The following is a 19,681-nucleotide window of genomic DNA, read 5'->3' on the forward strand; positions in this document are numbered from 1 at the left end:
CTGTGTCTCATGTGTCTCAGTGTCCGTACCCGCGACAGGCCTCCAGCGTCCCTTACGTCCGGAGATTCACCGGTCTGGGAGAGCGGGCGGGGGCGGAGGTGGCGGCTCCGGAGGGAGGCGGCGGGTGGTGGGTTCCGGTGCCGGTTCCGGTGTCGGTGCCCGTGCCGGTTCCGGTTCCGGTGTCGGCGCCCGTGCCGGTTCCGGTGTCGGTGCCGGTTCCAGTGCGGGTTCCGGTTCCAGAGCCAGTTCCAGTGCCGGTGCCGGTTCCGCTCCGCCGCGGGTCCGGCCCGTCGCTCCGGGCTTGCCGCCGGCGACGGCCGAGGCGGGCAGCCGGGTGCCGATGCTGCGGTAGCGGACGGGCAGGCCGGCCATCCGCTCGGGGCTGAGGCAGTTCTTCCCGTCGATGACCAGCCGCGGCTCGTACATCACGGCCGCCAGCGCCCGCCAGTCCGCCTCGATCGCCTGCGGCCACTCGGTCAGCACCACGGCGGCGTGGGCGCCCTCGACCGCCTCCCCCAGGCCGGACGCCGGGCGGGCGCCGGGGAAGAGGCCGGCGATGGTGCCGGTGTCGGTGCCGGGATCCCACACCCGTACCCGCGCGCCCTGGCCGAGCAGCGCCGGGACCACCGTACGGCTGGGCGCGGCGCGCAGGTCGTCGCTCCAGGGCTCGTACCGTACGCCGAGCACCGCGATCTCCGCGTCCGCCAGGCCGTCGGCGGGCCCGTCGCCGAGTTCGGTGCGCAGCATCTGGACGGCCAGCCCGAACTGGGCGTCGTTGACGGCGATGGTGGCGCGCAGCAGCGGGGTCGCCAGGCCCGCGGTGCTCGCCCAGTGGGCCAGCGCGTTGGTGTCCTTGGGCAGGCAGGAGTCGCCGTACCCGAGTCCGGGCTGGAGGAAGGCGTGGCCGATCCGGGGATCGAAGCCGACGCCCTGCATCACGTGGTCGATGTCGATGTCCGGGCCGCAGCACATGCCGGCCACCTCGTTCGCGAAACTGATCTTCGTGGCGAGGAAGGCGTTGCTCGCGTACTTGATCATCTCGGCACCGGACGGGGTGGTCTCCACCCACGGCGCGGAGATGCCCGCGTACAGCTCGCGCAGTGCGCGCAGGCCGGCCTCGCCCCAGGCGCCGGCCACGATCCGGGCGGGTACGGCCCAGTCGTCCAGCGCACTGCCCTGGTTGAGGAACTCGGGGTTGTACGCGAAACGTTCACGCAGCCCCGGGTACGTCTCGGCGAGCACGGCGCTCGTACCGGGCGGCACGGTGGACTTCAGCACCACGCACGGGGCGGGCAGCAGCTCCAGGACCTCGGCCAGTACGGCCGTGACCTGCGTCAGATCGGCGGACCCGTCGGACGCGGGCGGCGTGCCGACGGTCACGAGAACGATGTCGAACGGTGTCCGCCGGTGGGTTTCGGTGACGGAGCCGGAGAAATGGAGCCGCCCGGTGGCCTGCGCGGCCGCCAGTTGCTCCGGCAGTCCGGGTTCGAAGACCGGGGCCCGGCCCGCGTCCAGGACGCGCAGCCGCTCCGGATCCTGTTCGATCCCGGTGACATGATGACCCTGCTGGGTGAGGGCGACCGCTCCGGTCAAGCCCACATATCCCTGTCCTATGACCGCTACTCGCATCACAAATCAGCCCCTTCGGTCCTGCTGATTTGATTCGCTCCGCTACGAGAACCACGGGAATGTGCCACGCAACGAGGCAATTGGTCCCAGTCTGCGGGGAACGGCCCGAAGGCGCAGCCGGAGCCGGCCTCCCGTAACGACCGGTTCAGTTCTTCCTCCCGTTCGTACCGACCGGCACGAGACGGCCCTTGCCGCAGTCCCCGCCGAACGACCACGAGCCGCGATTCCGGCCACCCGGCCGCGCTCACCTGAAATCCGCACGGCCTTGCTTCGCCGTTTCCGCACGGCCGTCCCGGGCGCACGCAAGTAAAGGGGCGCGCAACGGAATTGCGCGCCCGCACGCCCGGCGGGAATCCGCGCGGGCCGGGATCATTGTCCCACCGCCGGAATATGAGACGGGGCGCAGAGGGGGAGTGGACGGCGCCCTCCGAGAGGCAGTAGACAGTGTCTACGGTGATGCGGTAGACACTGTCTATGGATAAGCCGAACAGGCCGCACAGCCCCCCGCAGGAAGACACCGGCCCCAGCCTCCGGGCCCGCCTCATCGCCGTCGGAGCCGAACTGGTCGCCGCCGAAGGGGTGCAGGCGCTGACCTTGCGGGAGATCGCCCGCCGCGCAGGCGTCTCGCACGGGGCGCCGCGCCGCTACTTCCCCACGCACCTCACCCTGCTCTCCGCCATCGCGCGGCAGGGGTTCGGCGAGCTGGCGAGCCACCTCGCCGCGGAGACGGCCGGCCACCCGGCGGAGCCGCGTGCGCAGCTGGACGCCCTCGCCCGGGCCTACCTCGGGTTCGCCCGGACGCACCCCGGCATGTACGAGCTGATGTTCCGCCACGACCTCCTGGAGAGCGGCGAACTCGGCCTGCGGGACACCAGCCTGCCGCTGTTCCGTACCCTCGCCGGCCTGATCGCCCAGGTCAGGACGCGTCCCGACGACGATCCCGCGGCCCTCGCCGGCGCCCTGTGGGCCAATCTGCACGGCATCGCCCAGCTGTCGCGCTGGGGCAGCCTCCAGCTCGCGACGGGCACCGAGGACGTCGGACCCCTGCTGCGTGCCGCGCTCGACGCGCACCTGGGCCCGGAGCCCCGGTGACCCCGGCTCGTTCCGTGCCCCCGGCTCGTTCCGTGCCTCCGGCCCGTTCCGTCCCCCCGGTCCGCCCCGTGCCCCCGGTCCGCACCGCGCCCCCGGCCCGCCTCCGCCGTCTCACGCTCGCCGGCAGCATCACCGGGGCCGTGATCGTCGCCCTGGACGGCACCGTGCTGACCGTCGCGCAGCCCACGCTCCAGCGGGACCTGGGCGCCTCGTTCGTCCAGGTGCAGTGGGCCGGCACGGGCTCCCTGATCGCCGTGGCCGGGCTGCTGGTCTTCGCGGGCCGCCTGGGTGACCGGTACGGCCACCGGCGGCTCTTCGCCACCGGAGTGCTCGGTTTCGCCGTCACCTCGGCGGCCATCGGCATGGCCACGGACATCGGCTGGGTCATCGGCCTGCGCGTCGCCCAGGGAGTGTCCGGCGCGCTGCTGCAACCGGCCACGCTGGGAATGCTGCGCGCGGTCTGGCCGCCCGACCGGCTCGGCACGCCCCTCGCGATCCGTACGAGCGCCATCGGGCTCGCGGCCGCGGCCGGGCCGGTGCTCGGCGGTGCGCTCGTCGAGCACCTGGGGTGGCGGGCGGTCTTCTTCCTCAACGTCGCGCCCGCGCTGGGTGCGTGTGCCCTGGCACTGGCCGTACGGCCACCCGCCCCCGAGGCGGTCGAGGACGACTCCCGGAACCTGTCCACCCCCGTACGGCTGGACCTGCCCGGCGCCTGCCTGCTCGCCGCGGCCCTGAGCGGCCTGGTGCACACCCTCGTCGGGCTGCCGGAGTCCGGCTGGACACCCGCCACCACGCTCGGGCTCATGGCCGCCGTGGTGGCCGGGGCAGCGTTCGTACGGCACGAGTCGCGTACCGCCGATCCGCTGATCCCGCCCGGCGTGCTGCGCGCGCCCGGCGTCACCCCCGCCCTCGGCGTCCTCGTGAGCGCGTCGGCGGCGATGTTCGGCGCGCTGTTCCTCTGCACGTACTACCTCCAGGAAGTGCTCGCGCTGGACCCGTTCCGGAGCGGCCTGGAGACGCTGCCGCTGGCCGTGACGATGGTGCTGGGCGCGCCGGCCTCGGCGGTCCTGATGCGGCGGCTGGGCCCGCGCCGTACGACGCTGTACGGGGCGGCGCTGGTCGCCGGCGGCGTGCTGCTGATGTCACGGCTCGGCCCGGCGTCGGGCACGGTGGCCATCGGCAGCTGCTTCCTGCTGCTGGGCGCCGGGTTCGGCACGGTGATGGTCACGGCCACGGCCGCCGTCGTACGCCAGGCGCCCGCGCACACCGCCGGAGTGGCCGGCGGCCTCCAGCAGACGGCCATGAACATCGGCCCGACGCTGGGGGTGGCCGCGGCGACGATGCTGATGACGGTGTTCGCCGGACGGGACGGGCGAGCCGAGCGGAACGGGAGGGACGGGCGAGTACCGGGGCACGGGCCCTCTGGGGGCGGGTCGTACGAGAACGGTCCCTACGGAGGCGGTGACGGCCACGCCTTCCTCTCCGCCATGAGCCCCACACTGACCGTCCTCGCGGTCGTGGCGGCCGTCGGCGTGATCCTGGCGCTCCGGCTGCCGGGGCGCCCGGAGGCCGCGACGGCGACAGCGAGCCCACGGGCCCCCGCGCCTCCACCCGTCGTGGACCCCAGCCCCTGACGTCAGCCCGAACCGTCCACCGCAGCGCCCCTCCCGTTCCCCCCTCCCGTCCGCCCTCCCGCCACCGCTCTCAGCACCCTCCTCAGCATTCCGCCACTCACTCCCCTAGGCCCCCTCCACCCCCTGCTGCGCCAGCCAGCCCCGATACCAGTCGACGGTCGCGCCGACCCCGCCCCGCAGCGGCGTGGCCGCCATGCCGAAGCGGCGCTCGAACGCGTCCGAGACCATCACCTGCGCCTCGGTGTGCTGGTAGAACAGCTCGGCGTACTCCGCCATGAAGGCCTCGTCGAACCCTCCCCAGGGGCGCGGCTCCGTCAGCACCTCCGTCGCGAACGGGACTCCGGTGTGTTCGCGGATCAGCTCCAGCACCTCGCGCACGGTGGGGGCCGGGGCCGTCGGCAGGTGCCAGGCCCGTCCGTACGCGTCCGGCTCCTGCCCGAGCCGGGCGAGCCCGCGGGCGACGTCCCAGATGTACGTGAAGCTGTGCGGCAGGTCCAGGCAGCCGAGGGCCATGACCGTGCCGCCGGTCAGGGCCGCCGGGAACGTCGCCGCGCCGAGCGACGAGTTGACGACGCGCGGCCCGTAGAAGTCGGCGGCGCGGGCCAGTACGACCGGCAGCCGGCCCGCGTGGTGGGCCGCCAGGTACACCTCGTCCAACTGCGCCCGCATGCGGCCCTTACGGGAGGTGGCCCGCCACGGGGTGTCCTCGGTCAGCGGCTCGCCGCCGGACGAGCCGTACGGGTAGAGGGTGTCCATCACGACCAGCCGGGCGCCGACCGCCGCCACGGCGTCCACGATCACCTTCTGGAGGGCGGGCATCACCTCCACCTGGAGCTCGTACGCCACGTTGACGCAGTGGTAGACCACCGCGGCCCCGGCCATCGCCTCCCGCGCGGCGGCCGGTGAGCCCAGGTCGGCGGCGACGGCTTCGGCCCCGGGCAGCCCGCCCCGGCCGGAACGGTCGACGGTCCGTACGCGGTAGCCCTGCCGCAGCAGTTCCTCGGCGAGTGTGGTCCCGGCCGGGCCGGTGCCGAGGACGACGTGCAGCGGAGCGGGCGACGACGTGACAGCAGACATGCGAAACCCCTGACTTCGAAGGAACAAGGAACACGGCAGAACGCGGCCACGGCAGCGCCACACCCACCGACGCCGCCCACTCCGCCCTACGCCACTCACTATAGCTACAACCTCTAACCAAATCTACAGCCGACCTCGCACCCGATAGCCTCTCCCTGGAGAACCGAACCGACCTGAGAACCGCCCGTCACTGCCCCGCTGGAGCCGCCCCATGCCGCCGCCCGCCGTCCCCGACACCGCGCGCACGCCCCGCCAGCGTTACCGCGCCCAGGTCCAGCAGGAGATCAAGCAGGCCGCGCTGGCCCAGATCGCGGCCGACGGCATCGAGGCGCTGAGCATCAACGCCATCGCCAAGACCCTCGGCATGTCGGGCCCCGCCCTCTACAAGTACTTCCGCAACCGCGACGACCTGCTCACGGCGCTCATCAGCGACGGGTACGAGGACGTCGCCGAGGCCACCCGCACGGCGGCGCACCGGGCCGCCGACGCGTCCCCCCGCGAGCGGCTGCTGGCCCTGGCCCACGCGTACCGCGACTGGGCCCTCGCCCAGCCGCACCGCTACCTGCTCCTCGCGGGCACGCCCGCCGCCGCGTACGAGGCGCCCGCCCACACCGCGGAGAGCGCCCGCAAGGCGCTCGGCCCGTTCCTGGCCGTACTGGCGGAAGGGAGGCCGTGGCCGGCCGCCGAGCCGCTGTACGACGAGGTACGCGCCTGGGTCGCGGGCACTCCCGAAGTCGCCGACTGGGTGGCCGCGTTCACCCCAGTCGACGACCCGGTCCCCACACTCGCCGCCACCGTCCTCGCCTGGACGCGCACGCACGGCATCGTCAGCCTCGAAGTCCAGGGCCTGTACAACAACATGGGCCACGACCCCGCCACCCTCATCAACCTCGAAATCGGCGCCCTGGCCGACGCGGTGGGGCTGCCCGCCGGCACCTGACACCCCACGAAGAGGGGCCTTGGCGGCATCCGCCACCAAGGCCCCGCAATCGCCGCCGCTACCGCGCGGCGCCCTTCTTGCAGGCCGGCTTCACGTACCTGCCCTTGACGTGCAGGGCCTCCAGCCGCTGCCGGCAGATGTCGAGCGAGTACGCCGACCCCTCACCGTCCTCCGCGATCGAGCACGCCTTGGCGGCTTCGCCGCCGACGGGCACGTTGTAGCCCTTGTGCCGCAGATACTGCTGGCAGTCCCACGACCACGCCTGCGCCGGACCCGCCACCACCAACGGCAACGCCCCCACCACAAAAACCCCACTCGCCGCCACAGCCGCCCGCTGGATCCACTTCTTCCGCATCACACGTTCCTCTCGGCGCTCACTGGTGCCGGGGGCGCATGCCCGAGATCGCGGACGCTATGCCGCCCAATCCTCCGGCGGCCTCCCCCGCCCTGCGCGGCGCCCCAATGTGGGCTCGGCACGAAAGGGGCAGCAGAATGAGCGCCCAGCCCGACAGCCCTTTCTTCCCCGCCCTGCATGTCGCGCCGGTTCAGATCGAACCCGGCCGGGCGGTCGGCATCGGTCAGGGGCTGAGGGCTGCCGACCGTATCTGCCCATCGATCACGGCGGCCCGAAAGGCCAGCCACTCGCGGCCCCCGAAGATCAAGGTACGCCCCGACGGGTTCTTGGAGTCGCGGACGGCGACGACGGCGGGCACGTTGGTCGCCACCTCGACACAATCCTGCCCCGCGTTGCCACCGCTGTAACTGGAGGTGAGAAATCGGAAGACACCCAGTGCCATACCGTCTCCAGGAGTGAGGTCACGGTTCCAGATGCCGGGTCATATCGTCCCGTCGACCACGGCCGACCGGAAGGCCAGCCACTCGCGGCCCCCGAAAAGCAAGGTACGCCCCGACGGGTTCTTGGAGTCGCGGACGGCGACGACGGCGGGAACGTTGGTCGCTACTTCGACACACTCCTGGCCGGCGTTACCACCGCTGTAACTGGACTTCGTGAAAGCGAAATCGGGCACGGGCTACATCTCCTTGCGGATGCTGACGATCAGGTCTGCCGAAGCACGTTGAGCAAGCCCAAGGCGTGTGATGCGGTCAAAGATCGACCGGTGGTGCGTCGCGTCGGCCTGGCTCTCCAGCCAGACCGTAGCTGAGGTCGTGTCCATGTGCACTACGTCCAGAGCCCCAGACAGGTCGAGCGAGACGATGGTGAAAGCGCAGTTCATGCCGGGATTGGCACCAGCTGAGCTCGGCAACACCTGGAGCCGCACATTCGGCCGCTCCGCCTGCTCCAACATGTGACCGAGCTGTGCCCGCATCACCGAGCGGCCACCTACGAGTTGGCGAAGCGCGCTCTCGTGGATCACCGCGCGCAATTGCAACGGCGCCTCACCAGCAAGCCGGGACTGTCGTGCCACCCGTGACTCGACGAACGGTTCCACCTCGGCAGGGTCGTCCCATTTGCCATTACCCATGGCGAGGGCCCGGGCGTAGTCAGCCGTCTGCAAGAGTCCGGGCACGATGGCCTGCTGCCAAGTACGTACGCCACTGGCCACGTCTTCCAGGGCCACGTACTCCACCATGTCCCGGAGCGCGGGGTACCCGTTCCACCACCCCTTCGCCTTCCGCCTCTCGCGGTCGAGCTTTGCCAAGCTGAGCAGCCGCTCCACCGTCGCGGCGTCGTCCGCCCCGTAGAGATGACACAGCGCACGAATGTCCGGATCCCGCATCGGGACCAGTCCGCGTTCCATCTTCGCGACCTTCGGGACCGAGGCGGTCAGCGCCTCGGCCGCGTGGGTCTGGCGCAGCCCGCGCGTCTCGCGCATGCGCAGCAGTTCGCCGCCCAGTCTGCGGCCCAGCACCGTCGAAACCGAACTGCCCCGTTCGGGTCGGTCACCCGCCATCTCCCGCCCCTTCCCGTCGAGTTGACCAAGCTTCTGGCAATAAAAATTTCTGCGCAAGTAACTTGCTCCATTACACAGAGCAACACTACCGTCTGTGTCCACTCGCTCGCACAGCGAGCACGTTGGCACTCCGACGGAGGCGATCAGCCATGCCCGTTCCCTTCCCCCACTTCTCCACGAGGACAAGCTCGACTACACCCCCACCGCGCGCAGCGTCTCCCTCGCTCGGCGGCGGGCGGCGCGGCTGGTGGCGGAGTGGGGGCGGGGGGAGCGGGCCGGGGATGTGGGGTTGATCGTTTCGGAGTTGGCGACCAATGCGTTGGTGCACGGGTCGCTGCGGGGGCGGTTGTTCCGGGTGCGGCTGGTGATGAGTGCGACGGTGGTACGGGTCGAGGTGAGTGATCCGCGGGGGGAGCGCGTGCCGCGCAGGAGGCGGGGGGTGGTCTCCACGTCGGGGCACGGGCTCGTGCTCGTCAGCGGCCTCGCCGACCGGTGGGGGACCGAGCCCCGTACGGTCGGCAAGACGGTGTGGGCGGAGGTGGAGCTGCGGGTGGGCGCCGCCGTTACGCGGCCATCCGCCCCTGGGCGATCAGGCGGTTGACGACCTTCATGTGGGCGGGGGCGCAGCGTTCGCGCGCCTCGTGGCGGTCGAACCAGGCGTACTCGGCGATCTCACGGCCGGGAACGGGCGCGATGTCCTGCGGGCCGCCGGTGAAGCACGTCATGTGCAGGCGGCGGCCGGCGTTGGCGCCATGGGCGGTCGCGTGGACGACGAAGGCCTCGGTGAGGTCGGCGGCCGGGACCGTCAGGCCCAGTTCTTCGGAGAGTTCGCGGGAGAGGGCTTCGGGGGCGGTCTCCCCCGGTTCGTACTTGCCGCCGGGCAGGTAGAACGTGTCGTTGCCGCGTGTACGCACACTGAGCAGGCGGCCGTCCCGTACGTGCAGCCAGCCCACGGAGCGCAGGGGCGCCGGGCGGTCGAGGGCGAGCAGGGTTTCCCCCGTCGCCTCATCCGTACGGCGGGCGCGCTCCGTGAAGCCGAGGTGGGCGTAGAACGCGCGGGCCGCCGTGTTGCGTGCGAAGACTTCGAGGGTGAGGGCTCCGTGGAGCGACGCGGCGTGTTCGAGGAGCTGGGCGCCTATGCCGCGGCCCTGCGCCTCGGGGGCGACGAAGAGGCCGCCGATCTCGGAACCGAGCAGGCCCAGGAGGCCGAGGACCGTGCCGTCGCCGTCGCGACGGCCCTCGCCCCCGCCCTCGCCTTCGTCCTCGGCGACCGCGACCCAGTTGTCCGCCTGGGCCAGGTAGACCTCGCGGACCGTGCGGGCGCGCTCGCCCGTGCCCTCCCCCTCGATGAACGGGTGGGCCCGGCGTACGGCGCGGGACCACAGGTCCATGACGGCCGGCGCGTCCGCCGGGCGGTAGGGGCGGATGATCGTCGGGCTGCTCATCCGGCCGACGGTAGGCAGGAAGAGCGGGGTCGGCAAATCGACAAGGGCTTCGGGTTCCGGTGCTCATCGGGCGATGGTTGATCATGCCGGTACGGCAGGCCACGCTGGCGTCTCCGGCCGGGGGCGGGGGTCATCCGCTCCGATGAGGCCCCGAGGACGTTCCGAAGGAGTCGCACCCGCATGTGGAAGTGTGAGCAGATTGCCGGCACCAGCCTGGATGTCGAGGAGGCCGCGGACCTCTACCGCGCGTCCACCCTCGCCGAGCGCCGCCCGGTGGACGACCGGGAACGGTTCGCCCAGATGCTGGCCGGCGCGAACCTCGTCGTCACGGCCCGTACCGACGGCGGCCGCCTCATCGGCATCGCCCGTTCGATGACCGACGGCGCGTACGCCACGTACCTCAGCGACCTCGCTGTCGACGCCGCGTTCCAGGGGAAGGGAGTCGGGCGCGACCTCGTCCGCGTCACCCGGGAAGCGGCCCCGCGGGCCGAGCTGATCCTGCTCTCGGCGCCGGGCGCGGTGGGTTACTACCCGCACATAGGCTTCGCCCACCACGACTCCGCGTGGACTCTGCCCGGGCCCGGCGCCTGAGGTCCGTATGCCGTACGGATCCGTCGTCCGCGACCCCGGCACGGCTCCGTCCCCGGTACGGCAATCTGCCGAAGGATGTATCCGGGGCTTGATCCGTGTCCGACTTAAGGCGGACGTGAGTCTGTACCTGGCGCGTACGAAATCGGCGATCTCCCATGACCTAATGGAAGGGAGGGGCCGGCAAGGCTCCGAACCGTACGCAAGGGGAGACCACCATGCAGTCCAGGACGAATGCCGGCCGGCGTGCTCGCACCACCGTCATGGTCGCGCTGCTCGTGGCCGCGCTGTGGGGCGGTATCGCGCTGACGCAGGGCGCGGCACAGGCCGGCCACTCGGCGACGGACGGGCCCGTGGGGCACCTCAGCCGCGCCGTTGAGATCATCCGGGGCTGACGGACACGAAGCGCTGCTGACAGACACGAGACGCTGCTGAGGGACACGAGACGCTACGGGGCGGGCCCGGAGGCGACCGAAACGGTTCGCCTCCGGGCCCGCCCCTATGTCCCTATGTGCGGTCGGGGCCGCTGACGGCTCCAGGACCGGTCAGGCCCAGGTGATCAATCGCTTGGGGTGTTCCAGTATCGCGGCGGTGTCCGCGAGGACCTTGGAGCCCAGTTCGCCGTCGACCAGGCGGTGGTCGAAGGAGAGGGCCAGGGTGGTGACCTGGCGGGGCTTGACCTTGCCCTTGTGGACCCAGGGCTGGAGCTTGACCGCGCCGAAGGCCAGGATCGCCGATTCCCCCGGGTTGAGGATGGGGGTGCCGGTGTCGACGCCGAAGACGCCCACGTTGGTGATGGTCACCGTGCCGCCGGCCATGTCGCCGGGGGCGGTCCTGCCCTCGCGGGCGGTGGTGACCAGTTCGCCGAGTGCGGCGGCCAGCTGCGGCAGGGTCTTGGCGTGCGCGTCCTTGATGTTGGGCACGATCAGGCCGCGGGGGGTGGCCGCGGCGATGCCCAGGTTGACGTAGTCCTTGCGGACGATCTCCTGGTTCTCCTCGTCCCAGGCCGCGCTGATCTCAGGGTTGCGCCGGATGGCGACCAGCAGCGCCTTGGCGACCAGCAGCAGCGGGTTGACGCGCAGGCCCGCCATGTCGGGGTCCGCCTTGAGCTCCTGGACCAGCTTCATCGTGCGGGTCACATCGACGGTGACGAACTCCGTGACGTGCGGCGCGGTGAAGGCGCTGGTGACCATCGCCTGGGCGGTGGCCTTGCGGACGCCCTTGATGGGGATGCGGGTCTCGCGGGCGCGGACCGCCTCCGAGCCCACGTCGGCGGGCTGCGGGACCGGGGCCGGCGCCGAAGCCTCGGGGGCGGGGGCCGCGGCGGCGTGCACGTCCTCGCGGGTGATCACACCGTCCGGGCCGGTCGGGGTGATCGTGGCCAGGTCGATGCCCAGGTCCTTGGCCAGCTTCCGGACCGGCGGCTTGGCCAGCGGCCGGCCGGCCGTGGGAACGGCGGCAGGAGCGGACGGAGCCGGGGCGGCAGGAGCGGCCGGGGCCGGAGCCGCTGCCGCCGCGTGGCCGTTCAGTTCCGCCTGGACCGCCGCGGCGGCCGGTTCCTGCGCCGCTGCGCCCGGCTGCGGCTTGCGCGCCCGTCGCTTGGTGGACGAGGGGGCCGCGCCGTACCCGACGAGGACGGCCTGCCGGCCCTGCGGCTCGGCGTCCTCCTCATCAGCGGCCGGAGCGGGCTCGGCGGCGGGGGCCGGGGTGTCGGCCGGTCCGGCGCCGGGGTCGGTGTCCACCGCGATGATCGAGGTGCCCACGTCGACGGTGGTGCCCTCCTCGAAGTGCACCGCGTGCACCACGCCCTCGAAGGGGCAGGGCAGCTCCACGGCCGCCTTGGCGGTCTCCACCTCGCAGATGACCTGCCCGTCGGTGACGGTGTCACCCGGCTTGACGTACCACTTGAGGATCTCGGCCTCGGTCAGTCCCTCGCCCACGTCGGGCATCTTGAACTCACGAAAGCGCTGCTCGGCTGCAGTCATCGTCACTACTCCTCAAGCCCCTCAGTACGCCAGCGCACGGTCGACCGCATCGAGCACCCGGTCCAGCCCCGGCAGGTACTCGTCCTCCAGCCGCGACGGCGGATACGGCGCATGGAACCCGCCCACCCGCAGCACCGGCGCCTCCAGGTGGTAGAAACACCGCTCGGTGATCCGCGCGGCGATCTCCGAGCCCGATCCCAGGAAGACCGGCGCCTCGTGGACGACCACCAGCCGCCGGGTCTTCTCCACCGAGGCCTGGACCGCGTCGAAGTCCATCGGCGAGATGGTGCGCAGGTCCAGGACCTCGACGGACTTGCCCTCCTCGGCGGCGACCTTGGCCGCGTCCAGACACACCTTGACCATCGGCCCGTAGGCCGCCAGCGTCACATCCGTACCGGCCTGCGCGACGCGCGCCGCATGCAGCGGATCGGGGATCGCCTCGGTGTCCAGCCGCCCCTTGTCGTGATAGCGGCGCTTGGGCTCGAAGTAGATGACCGGATCATCGCTCTCGATGGCCTGGCGCATCATCCAGTACGCGTCCGAGGCGTTCGAAGGCGAGACGCACTTGAGGCCCGCGACGTGCGCGAACAGCGCCTCGGGGGACTCGGAGTGGTGCTCGACGGCGCCGATGCCGCCGCCGTAGGGGATCCGGATGACCACCGGCACCTTGACCTTGCCCAGCGCCCGGGCGTGCATCTTGGCCAGCTGCGTGACGATCTGGTCGTAGGCGGGAAAGACGAACCCGTCGAACTGGATCTCCACCACCGGACGGTAGCCGCGCAGCGCCATGCCGATGGCGGTGCCCACGATGCCGGACTCCGCCAGCGGGGTGTCGATGACCCGCTCCTCACCGAAGTCCTTCTGCAGGCCGTCGGTGACCCGGAAGACACCGCCGAGCTTGCCCACGTCCTCACCCATGACCAAGACCTTGGGATCGGCCTCCATCGAGGCCCGCAGCGCCGCGTTGATCGCCTTGGACAGCGTGATCTTCTCGAAGACGGCCATGTCAGTTCTCCTCCGCGTCCGCGAACGACGCCTGGTACGCGGCGAACTGCGCGCGCTCCTCATCGACGAGGGCGTGCCCGTCGGCGTAGATGTTCTCAAAGATCGCCATCAGCTCCGGGTCCGGCATCGCCCGCACCGCCGACCGCACCCGCTTGCCCAGCGCCTCGCTCTCGGCCTCGATCCCGTCCAGGAACGCCTGGTCGGCGATGTTCTCGGCCTCCAGGTAGGTGCGCAGCCGCAGGATCGGGTCCTTGGCCTCCCACGCCTCACGCTCCTCATCCGCCCGGTAACGCGTCGGGTCGTCGGAGGTGGTGTGCGCGCCCATCCGGTAGGTGAACGCCTCCACCAGCGTCGGGCCCTCACCCGCGCGGGCCCGCTCCAGGGCCGCCCGGGTCACCGCCAGACACGCCAGCACGTCATTGCCGTCCACCCGCACCCCGGGGAAGCCGTAACCGCGGGCACGCTGGTAGAGCGGCACGCGCGTCTGCTTCTCGGTCGGCTCGGAAATCGCCCACTGGTTGTTCTGGCAGAAGAACACCACCGGCGCGTTGTAGACCGCGGAGAAGGTGAACGACTCCGCCACGTCACCCTGGCTGGAGGCGCCGTCACCGAAATAGGCGATGACCGCCGAGTCGGCGCCGTCCTTCTGGACGCCCATCGCGTAGCCGGTCGCGTGCAGCGTCTGGGAGCCGATGACGATCGTGTACAGGTGGAAGTTGTTGCTGTTGGGATCCCAGCCGCCGTTGTTCACGCCGCGGAACATGCCCAGCAGGTTCGTCGGGTCGACACCCCGGCACCAGGCGACACCGTGCTCACGGTAGGTCGGGAAGACGTAATCGTCGTCGCGCAGCGCGCGCCCGGAGCCGATCTGCGCCGCCTCCTGGCCCAGCAGCGAGGCCCACAGGCCCAGCTCGCCCTGGCGCTGGAGGGTGGTCGCCTCGGCGTCGAAGCGCCGCGTGAGGACCATGTCCCGGTAGAGCCCGCGCAGTTCCTCGTCCGAGAGGTCGATCGCGTACTCGGGGTGCTCGACGCGCTTGCCTTCGGGGGTCAGCAGCTGTACGAGCTGGTCCTGCTCCGCCTCGGCCGGGGCCGGGGCGGCCGCCGCCTTCGCCTTGGCGGGTGACGCCTTTTTTGCGGTGGTGCGCTTGCCGCCACCGCGGGTGGTCTTCCGCGCGGCAGTGCTCTCCACGGTCACGTGCTGCTCCTCCGTCTGTCCGGCCCCCGGGGTCCGCCGGTGGCCGTATTGCGGCTCACCCGGTATCCGATACGGCGCACGGGGTGTGTGCGGCACGGCGCGGCCCGGGTGGAACAAGGTGCCCCGGCCACGGCCTGCCGGAAGGGGCGTTGTGCCCTACTTCCGGAGCCTAGGCGAAAGGGGCCCTGACCTGCGACTTTGCTTGGGGTTCCAAGTATTTTGCTTGGATTTCCGAGCATTGCGCCGACCAGTCGGCAATCCCCTGTTCACAGCGTTGCAGTCCGCCGGGACAACGGCACGTTATATCGGTGACCTGGAGCACGGGAAGAGTTGGTGTGTGAGACTGATCGGGTGCGCGACGACGGAAAAATCACGGTATTCCTGCTCGACGACCACGAGGTCGTGCGGCGCGGCGTCCACGAAATGCTCTCCGTGGAGGAGGACATCGAGGTGGTCGGCGAGGCCGGCACCGCCGCAGACGCCCTGGTCAGGATCGTTGCGACCCGTCCGGACGTGGCCGTGCTGGACGTCCGGCTGCCGGACGGCAGCGGTGTGGAGGTCTGCCGGGAGATCCGGTCCCAGGACGAGTCGATCAAATGCCTGATGCTCACGTCTTTCGCGGACGACGAGGCCCTCTTCGACGCCATCATGGCCGGTGCGTCCGGGTACGTGCTCAAGGCCATCCGGGGCAATGAGCTGCTGACCGCCGTACGGGACGTGGCGGCCGGCAAGTCGCTGCTGGACCCGGTGGCCACCGCCCGCGTACTGGAGCGGCTGCGGGACGGCAACAGCCCGCGCGGTGACGACCGGCTGGCCAACCTGACCGAGCAGGAGCGCAAGATCCTCGACCTGATCGGCGAGGGGCTGACCAACCGGTCGATCGGCGAGCGGCTGCACCTCGCCGAGAAGACGATCAAGAACTATGTCTCCAGCCTGCTCTCCAAGCTGGGCATGGAGCGCAGGTCGCAGGCGGCCGCGTACGTGGCGCGGATGAAGGCGGAGCGGCAGTAGGGGCGGGGGCCGGGCCGCCTGTGGGCTTCGGGCATCGGGCTTTTACGAGTCGGCTTCGGAGCTTCGGGCTTCGGGCATCGGGCTTTTACGAGTCGGCTTCGGAGCTTCGGGCGTCGGGCATCGGGCTTTCAGCGGCCAGGTGAGGATCTCGCGTGGAAGCTGTGAAGAAGTGCTGTGAGTGAAAGTGTGAGTGAAGGTTCAAGAGAAAGAAAAATCTTGTGACCGGCACCGCTCCGACCTCCCGAAACGCACCCTCCACGCCCCCAAAACGCACCAAAACACCCCCACAACACCCGCGAAGCGGCGAATCCCCGCACGATTCAGGACCAACGTCCCGTTTTCACCAGGGCGGGTGCCCCTACTTTCCCGCACACCGGCACGGCAGGGTGTATCCATGCCCACTGACGACCTCCACGCCATCGAGCTGCTGAACCGCCTCCCTTACGGGCGGGTGTCGGCCAGCCAGCGGGCGCTGCCCTTCACCGCCGTCACGCGGCACGTCGTGTCCGACGGCGGGCTCCTGCTGCGGCTGCACCGCGGTCACGGCTACCACCGCGCCCTGGACGGCAATGTCGTCGCCTACGAGGCCGACAACGTCAACTCCGGCGCCAACGACACCTGGTCCGTCCAGTTCACCGGCACCGCGCGCGCCGTCGTGCCCACCCCGGCCGAGTACGAGCTGTTCGGGCCCACCCCGCGGCTGGCCGACGGAGAGCCCTTCGACCCGGTTTTCCTCCGCATAGAACCGGAGTTTGTCAAGGTCCACTACCTCTGCGATGTCCCTGTGTTCCGTTACGCCCACTCAGCGTGACGCGGTGATCTAACATCTGGCGCGTGCTGCGCTCATCCGATGTCCGGACGGTGACCACGCCCGACGGACACACCCTCGGCTCCCTGCTGCGCCGTTACGGCGCCGGGGAGCCGTTGGCGTGCGAGCCGGTCGCCGAGGGGCTGCTCAACCGCGGCTACCGCCTCGCCACCACCCACGGCCGCTACTTCCTCAAACACCACCTCGACGGCGACCAGGCCGCCATCGCCCGCCAGCACCGCGCCACGCGCCGGCTGGGCGCCCTCGGCCTGCCGGTCGCCCCGCCGCTCGCCGACGCGGACGGCCGCACCGTCACCGTCCTGGGGGGCCGCTGCTACGCGCTGCACCCGTGGGTCGAGGGCCGCCACCGCGACGGCGCCGCCCTCACCCGCCTCCAGTCACGCCGCCTGGGCGCCCTGCTGGGACGGGTGCACACCGCGCTGGAGCAGGTCATAACGCGGGACGCGGCCGGGCCCTGCGCCCCGTACGAGCACCCGGGCGCCGACCCCGCGCGGACCTTCGAGATGATCGACGAACTGCTCGCGCTGGCCCGCCGCTCCCGGCCGCGCAGCAGCTTCGACGAACTGGCCGTGCACCGGCTGCTGGAGCGCCGCACCCTGCTCGAACGGGAGGCCCACCGGCGGCCGGAGGCAGCACAGGTGCCCGCCGCGGGGTGGGTGCACGGTGACTTCCACCCGCTCAACCTGCTCTACCGGGGCGCCGAACCGGCCGCCATCGTCGACTGGGACCGGCTGGGCGTGCAGCCCCGCGCGGAGGAGGCCGTACGGGCCGCCGCGATCTTCTTCGTACAGCCGGCAGGCACCCTGGACCTGCCCAAGGTACGGGCCTACGCGGGCGCCTACCGCCGCGCCTCGGGCGCCGGCGTGGCCGAACTGGCCGCCGCGGTGCACCGGGTGTGGTGGGAGCGCCTCAACGACTTCTGGATGCTCGACTGGCGCTACCGGCTGGGCGACCGGCGGGCCGACCCGCAGTTCCCGGCGGCGGCCGCGCTGGCGGTGTGGTGGACGCGGGAGTACCCGGCGGTACGGGCGGCTTTCACGGAGTGAAGGCGGCGGCCCGCCCACCTCGGAAGGGGACGGGGCGGCGGCCGCTCACCTCGGCAGGGGACGGGGCGGCATGCCCCGTACGAACGCCACGACGGGCGGCCGGTGTCCGGCCGCCCGTCGGTTCAGGCGCTGCGAGGTGCTGAGAGCTGCTGCGGTGCGGTGTCGGCTCGCGTGCGGTCAGTCGCTCACGTCGCCCACGCCGGTACCGGCCGGACCGCTGCCCGCGCTGCTCCCCTGGTTCGTGTTGCCGCTGCTCGTGTTGCCGGTGCTGGTGTGCCCGCCGTTGGAGTCACCGTTGCCGCCGTCGGCACCGGTGCTCGTGTTGCCGTTGGTCGTACCGCCGTTGGACGGCTTGGTGGGCGGCGGCGTCGTCGGGGGCTTGCTGGACGGCGGCGGCGTGCTGGGCGCCTGCGAGGTGCGCGGCGTGCTCGGGTAGCGCGTCGTCGGCGGGTTGTACGTGTTGGAGTTGCCGCCCGTGCCACCCGGCCGGGTGTACGTCTCGGACGGCTCGTCGGACGGCGACTCGGAGGTCTGGTCCGCCGAGCTCTGCGAGGCCGACGGGCTCTTGGTCGGCGCCGGGCTCTTCTTGCCGTCACCGCCCGCGCTCTTCAGCGCGATGGCCACACCGACCGCGATGGCGATCACCGCGAGCGCCGCGATCAGCCAGATCTTGCCGCGGCCGCCCTTGGCGGGGCGGTGCCCGCCCTCGTAGCCGCCGTCCCCGTCCCGCATACCGGGAGGCAGGATCGGCTGTGCCGTGGTCTGCCCGTGGTCCGGGTGCGGCAGGGCGGTGGTGGCGGCGACCGAGCCCATGGCCGGCGTGTGCCCGCCCTCGTGCACGGCGACCGGGCCGGTGTTCCACGTACCGGTGTGGCCGCCCTGCTCGTGCAGCATCTGCAGGGCGTACTGGACCAGCCCGCGCATCTCCTCCGCGGTCTGGAAACGGTCGTCCGGGTCCTTGGCCAGCGAGCGCATCACCAGGCCGTCCAGCTCCGGCGGCACCGACCCGGCGACCTCGGAGGGCGGCACCGGCATGTCCTGGACGTGCTGGTAGACGACCGACAGCGGGGTCTCGCCGGTGAACGGGGGGCGCAGGGCCAGCAGTTCGTACAGCAGGCAGCCGGTCGCGTACAGGTCGGAGCGGGTGTCGACGGTCTTGCCGAGGGCCTGCTCGGGCGACAGGTACTGCGGCGTGCCCATGACCATTCCGGTCTGGGTCATGGTCGACTGCGCGCCGTGCAGCGCGCGGGCGATGCCGAAGTCCATCACCTTGACCGCGCCGCCGTGCGTGATGATGACGTTCGCGGGCTTGATGTCGCGGTGCACGATGCCGTGCTGGTGGCTGTAGGCCAGCGCCTCCAGCACCCCGGAGACGATGATCAGGGCCTGGTCCGGCGGCGGTGCGTCCGCGTTCAGCAGCAGGTCACGGATGGTGCGGCCCTCGACCAGCTCCATGACGATGTACGGCACGGTGTTGCCGCCGACGTAGTCCTCGCCGGAGTCGTACACCGCCACCACCGCGTGGTGGTTCAGCCCCGCGACGGACTGCGCCTCACGGGTGAAGCGGGCCTTGGAGACCGGGTCCTCCGCGAGGTCCGCCCGCAGCAGCTTGACGGCGACGGTGCGGCCGAGGCGCACGTCCTCGGCGGCGAACACCTCCGCCATGCCGCCACGGCCGAGCCGGCGCGTGAGCCGGTAGCGTCCGTCGCCCACCAAACCGCCATTGCCCCACATCTCCGGCGCATCGGAAAGATTCGCGTCAGGAGAGTGGGAGCCGGTGGCATCAGGATCGGACGGGCCCTGGGGGCTCTGCGTCGGTGCCATCGGTCCTCGCCGTCGTATCGATCCGCATCACAGCGGTAAGGTCTCGGTCTTCGCTAGAGCACGCTACAGGCTCCGCGGCACACGCCGGTCCCGTGATGGACCGGTCATCACACCTTCCAAGGCCCCATTGTCGCAAGTTGACCCGGGGTGATCACCCACCGACCGGCGCTCAGGAAACCTCAGGACCGTAATGGGATCTTGCGCATCTGGTCACGGAACGGGCACACGGCTTGACGTGTCCGGGCCCTGGGGCACACTGGGCTGGGATTCGGACACGATCCCGGCACAACCCATACTGATCTCGGCACGTCCGCAGCCGCACGTGCCACGGGCCCAGCACCTGCCGCAGGTGCCGCGGGCCCACGACGTTGAGTAACGTCTGTGCACGTCAACACGGCGCAGGTCGCCACACGGACGGGTGCAGCAGCAGCCACGGGGCGCGGCGCGCCGCAGAACGTGCGCAGGAAC

Annotated in this window: 20 protein-coding genes; 9 read left to right on the plus strand and 11 right to left on the minus strand. The window is 71.4% G+C overall.

Annotated features, from left to right (window positions below; translation table 11 throughout):
• Positions 1-66 precede the first annotated feature (66 nt).
• Positions 67-1,629, minus strand: coding sequence for a nucleotide sugar dehydrogenase (locus AB0L45_RS05890; protein WP_365836555.1), 1,563 nt, complete (start codon positions 1,627-1,629; stop codon positions 67-69).
• A 474-nt stretch (positions 1,630-2,103) separates the two neighbouring features.
• On the opposite strand from AB0L45_RS05890, the gene AB0L45_RS05895 reads away from it, so the two are divergent.
• Together AB0L45_RS05895 and AB0L45_RS05900 are read left to right on the plus strand one after the other, a co-directional pair.
• Positions 2,104-2,721, plus strand: a complete 618-nt coding sequence (locus AB0L45_RS05895; protein ID WP_365836557.1) for a TetR/AcrR family transcriptional regulator — start codon at positions 2,104-2,106, stop codon at positions 2,719-2,721.
• Between the two features lie 68 nt (positions 2,722-2,789).
• Complete coding sequence (locus tag AB0L45_RS05900) at positions 2,790-4,355, plus strand: MFS transporter (RefSeq protein WP_365836559.1); 1,566 nt, start codon at positions 2,790-2,792, stop codon at positions 4,353-4,355.
• A 105-nt stretch (positions 4,356-4,460) separates the two neighbouring features.
• Here AB0L45_RS05900 and AB0L45_RS05905 read toward each other — a convergent pair whose 3' ends face one another.
• Positions 4,461-5,432 carry an NAD-dependent epimerase/dehydratase family protein gene (locus AB0L45_RS05905; RefSeq protein ID WP_365836561.1) on the minus strand — a complete coding sequence of 324 codons (972 nt, stop codon included), beginning with the start codon at positions 5,430-5,432 and terminating at the stop codon, positions 4,461-4,463.
• A 211-nt stretch (positions 5,433-5,643) separates the two neighbouring features.
• Here AB0L45_RS05905 and AB0L45_RS05910 point away from each other — a divergent pair, with 211 nt between their 5' ends.
• Positions 5,644-6,372 carry a TetR/AcrR family transcriptional regulator gene (locus tag AB0L45_RS05910; RefSeq protein WP_365836563.1) on the plus strand — a complete coding sequence of 243 codons (729 nt, stop codon included), beginning with the start codon at positions 5,644-5,646 and terminating at the stop codon, positions 6,370-6,372.
• Between the two features lie 58 nt (positions 6,373-6,430).
• Here the strand turns inward: AB0L45_RS05910 and AB0L45_RS05915 are convergent, their stop codons facing one another.
• The 4 genes from AB0L45_RS05915 to AB0L45_RS05930 form a co-directional block, all read right to left on the minus strand.
• Complete coding sequence (locus AB0L45_RS05915) at positions 6,431-6,727, minus strand: hypothetical protein (protein WP_365836565.1); 297 nt, start codon at positions 6,725-6,727, stop codon at positions 6,431-6,433.
• 223 nt (positions 6,728-6,950) lie between these two features.
• Entirely contained in the window at positions 6,951-7,163 is a 213-nt protein-coding gene (locus tag AB0L45_RS05920) for a DUF397 domain-containing protein (RefSeq protein WP_365837040.1), read from the minus strand.
• Positions 7,164-7,208: 45 nt separating this feature from the next.
• Positions 7,209-7,400, minus strand: coding sequence for a DUF397 domain-containing protein (locus AB0L45_RS05925; RefSeq protein WP_365836567.1), 192 nt, complete (start codon positions 7,398-7,400; stop codon positions 7,209-7,211).
• A gap of 3 nt (positions 7,401-7,403) precedes the next feature.
• Positions 7,404-8,285: a helix-turn-helix transcriptional regulator gene (locus AB0L45_RS05930; RefSeq protein WP_365836569.1), complete on the minus strand. Its 882-nt coding sequence runs from the start codon at positions 8,283-8,285 to the stop codon at positions 7,404-7,406.
• A gap of 247 nt (positions 8,286-8,532) precedes the next feature.
• Here AB0L45_RS05930 and AB0L45_RS05935 point away from each other — a divergent pair, with 247 nt between their 5' ends.
• A complete protein-coding gene (locus AB0L45_RS05935; protein ID WP_365837042.1) occupies positions 8,533-8,886 on the plus strand; it encodes an ATP-binding protein in 354 nt (117 codons plus the stop codon).
• Here the strand turns inward: AB0L45_RS05935 and AB0L45_RS05940 are convergent.
• On the minus strand, positions 8,849-9,730 hold the full coding sequence (locus AB0L45_RS05940; protein WP_365836571.1) for a GNAT family N-acetyltransferase: 882 nt from the start codon (positions 9,728-9,730) through the stop codon (positions 8,849-8,851). The two genes, AB0L45_RS05935 and AB0L45_RS05940, sit on opposite strands and share 38 nt — an antisense overlap.
• A gap of 180 nt (positions 9,731-9,910) precedes the next feature.
• On the opposite strand from AB0L45_RS05940, the gene AB0L45_RS05945 reads away from it, so the two are divergent.
• Together AB0L45_RS05945 and AB0L45_RS05950 are read left to right on the plus strand one after the other, a co-directional pair.
• Complete coding sequence (locus tag AB0L45_RS05945; RefSeq protein ID WP_365836573.1) at positions 9,911-10,321, plus strand: GNAT family N-acetyltransferase; 411 nt, start codon at positions 9,911-9,913, stop codon at positions 10,319-10,321.
• A 215-nt stretch (positions 10,322-10,536) separates the two neighbouring features.
• On the plus strand, positions 10,537-10,713 hold the full coding sequence (locus tag AB0L45_RS05950) for a hypothetical protein (RefSeq protein ID WP_365836575.1): 177 nt from the start codon (positions 10,537-10,539) through the stop codon (positions 10,711-10,713).
• A 150-nt stretch (positions 10,714-10,863) separates the two neighbouring features.
• Here the strand turns inward: AB0L45_RS05950 and AB0L45_RS05955 are convergent, their stop codons facing one another.
• Genes AB0L45_RS05955 through pdhA form a run of 3 tightly spaced genes read right to left on the minus strand, consistent with a single transcriptional unit; the run spans position 10,864 to position 14,503 of the window.
• Positions 10,864-12,303: a dihydrolipoamide acetyltransferase family protein gene (locus AB0L45_RS05955; protein ID WP_365836577.1), complete on the minus strand. Its 1,440-nt coding sequence runs from the start codon at positions 12,301-12,303 to the stop codon at positions 10,864-10,866.
• 21 nt (positions 12,304-12,324) lie between these two features.
• Positions 12,325-13,308, minus strand: coding sequence for an alpha-ketoacid dehydrogenase subunit beta (locus tag AB0L45_RS05960; RefSeq protein ID WP_365836579.1), 984 nt, complete (start codon positions 13,306-13,308; stop codon positions 12,325-12,327).
• A 1-nt stretch (position 13,309) separates the two neighbouring features.
• Positions 13,310-14,503, minus strand: a complete 1,194-nt coding sequence (gene pdhA, locus AB0L45_RS05965) for a pyruvate dehydrogenase (acetyl-transferring) E1 component subunit alpha (RefSeq protein WP_365836580.1) — start codon at positions 14,501-14,503, stop codon at positions 13,310-13,312.
• Between the two features lie 351 nt (positions 14,504-14,854).
• On the opposite strand from pdhA, the gene AB0L45_RS05970 reads away from it, so the two are divergent.
• From AB0L45_RS05970 to AB0L45_RS05980, 3 genes are all read left to right on the plus strand, one after another.
• Positions 14,855-15,514 carry a response regulator transcription factor gene (locus AB0L45_RS05970; RefSeq protein WP_365836582.1) on the plus strand — a complete coding sequence of 220 codons (660 nt, stop codon included), beginning with the start codon at positions 14,855-14,857 and terminating at the stop codon, positions 15,512-15,514.
• Between the two features lie 394 nt (positions 15,515-15,908).
• Entirely contained in the window at positions 15,909-16,325 is a 417-nt protein-coding gene (locus AB0L45_RS05975) for a pyridoxamine 5'-phosphate oxidase family protein (protein WP_365836584.1), read from the plus strand.
• A gap of 23 nt (positions 16,326-16,348) precedes the next feature.
• Positions 16,349-17,389, plus strand: coding sequence for a phosphotransferase (locus tag AB0L45_RS05980; protein ID WP_365836585.1), 1,041 nt, complete (start codon positions 16,349-16,351; stop codon positions 17,387-17,389).
• A gap of 177 nt (positions 17,390-17,566) precedes the next feature.
• Here AB0L45_RS05980 and AB0L45_RS05985 read toward each other — a convergent pair whose 3' ends face one another.
• The gene (locus AB0L45_RS05985) at positions 17,567-19,213 is read right to left on the minus strand and encodes a protein kinase (RefSeq protein ID WP_365836587.1); all 1,647 of its coding nucleotides are present in this window, start codon (positions 19,211-19,213) and stop codon (positions 17,567-17,569) included.
• Positions 19,214-19,681 lie beyond the last annotated feature (468 nt).

Source organism: Streptomyces sp. NPDC052496, from assembly GCF_040679095.1.
Lineage (GTDB): Bacteria > Actinomycetota > Actinomycetes > Streptomycetales > Streptomycetaceae > Streptomyces.

Bases quoted from the DNA above. Each gene is read 5' to 3' on its own strand.
- AB0L45_RS05890 (WP_365836555.1), bottom strand. From the start codon at position 1,629: ATGCGAGTAGCGGTCATAGGACAGGGATATGTGGGCTTGACCGGAGCG.
- AB0L45_RS05895 (WP_365836557.1), top strand. From the start codon at position 2,104: ATGGATAAGCCGAACAGGCCGCACAGCCCCCCGCAGGAAGACACCGGC.
- AB0L45_RS05905 (WP_365836561.1), bottom strand. From the start codon at position 5,432: ATGTCTGCTGTCACGTCGTCGCCCGCTCCGCTGCACGTCGTCCTCGGC.
- AB0L45_RS05910 (WP_365836563.1), top strand. From the start codon at position 5,644: ATGCCGCCGCCCGCCGTCCCCGACACCGCGCGCACGCCCCGCCAGCGT.
- AB0L45_RS05915 (WP_365836565.1), bottom strand. From the start codon at position 6,727: ATGCGGAAGAAGTGGATCCAGCGGGCGGCTGTGGCGGCGAGTGGGGTT.
- AB0L45_RS05930 (WP_365836569.1), bottom strand. From the start codon at position 8,285: ATGGCGGGTGACCGACCCGAACGGGGCAGTTCGGTTTCGACGGTGCTG.
- AB0L45_RS05940 (WP_365836571.1), bottom strand. From the start codon at position 9,730: ATGAGCAGCCCGACGATCATCCGCCCCTACCGCCCGGCGGACGCGCCG.
- AB0L45_RS05945 (WP_365836573.1), top strand. From the start codon at position 9,911: ATGTGGAAGTGTGAGCAGATTGCCGGCACCAGCCTGGATGTCGAGGAG.
- AB0L45_RS05950 (WP_365836575.1), top strand. From the start codon at position 10,537: ATGCAGTCCAGGACGAATGCCGGCCGGCGTGCTCGCACCACCGTCATG.
- AB0L45_RS05955 (WP_365836577.1), bottom strand. From the start codon at position 12,303: ATGACTGCAGCCGAGCAGCGCTTTCGTGAGTTCAAGATGCCCGACGTG.
- AB0L45_RS05960 (WP_365836579.1), bottom strand. From the start codon at position 13,308: ATGGCCGTCTTCGAGAAGATCACGCTGTCCAAGGCGATCAACGCGGCG.
- AB0L45_RS05975 (WP_365836584.1), top strand. From the start codon at position 15,909: ATGCCCACTGACGACCTCCACGCCATCGAGCTGCTGAACCGCCTCCCT.
- AB0L45_RS05985 (WP_365836587.1), bottom strand. From the start codon at position 19,213: ATGGCACCGACGCAGAGCCCCCAGGGCCCGTCCGATCCTGATGCCACC.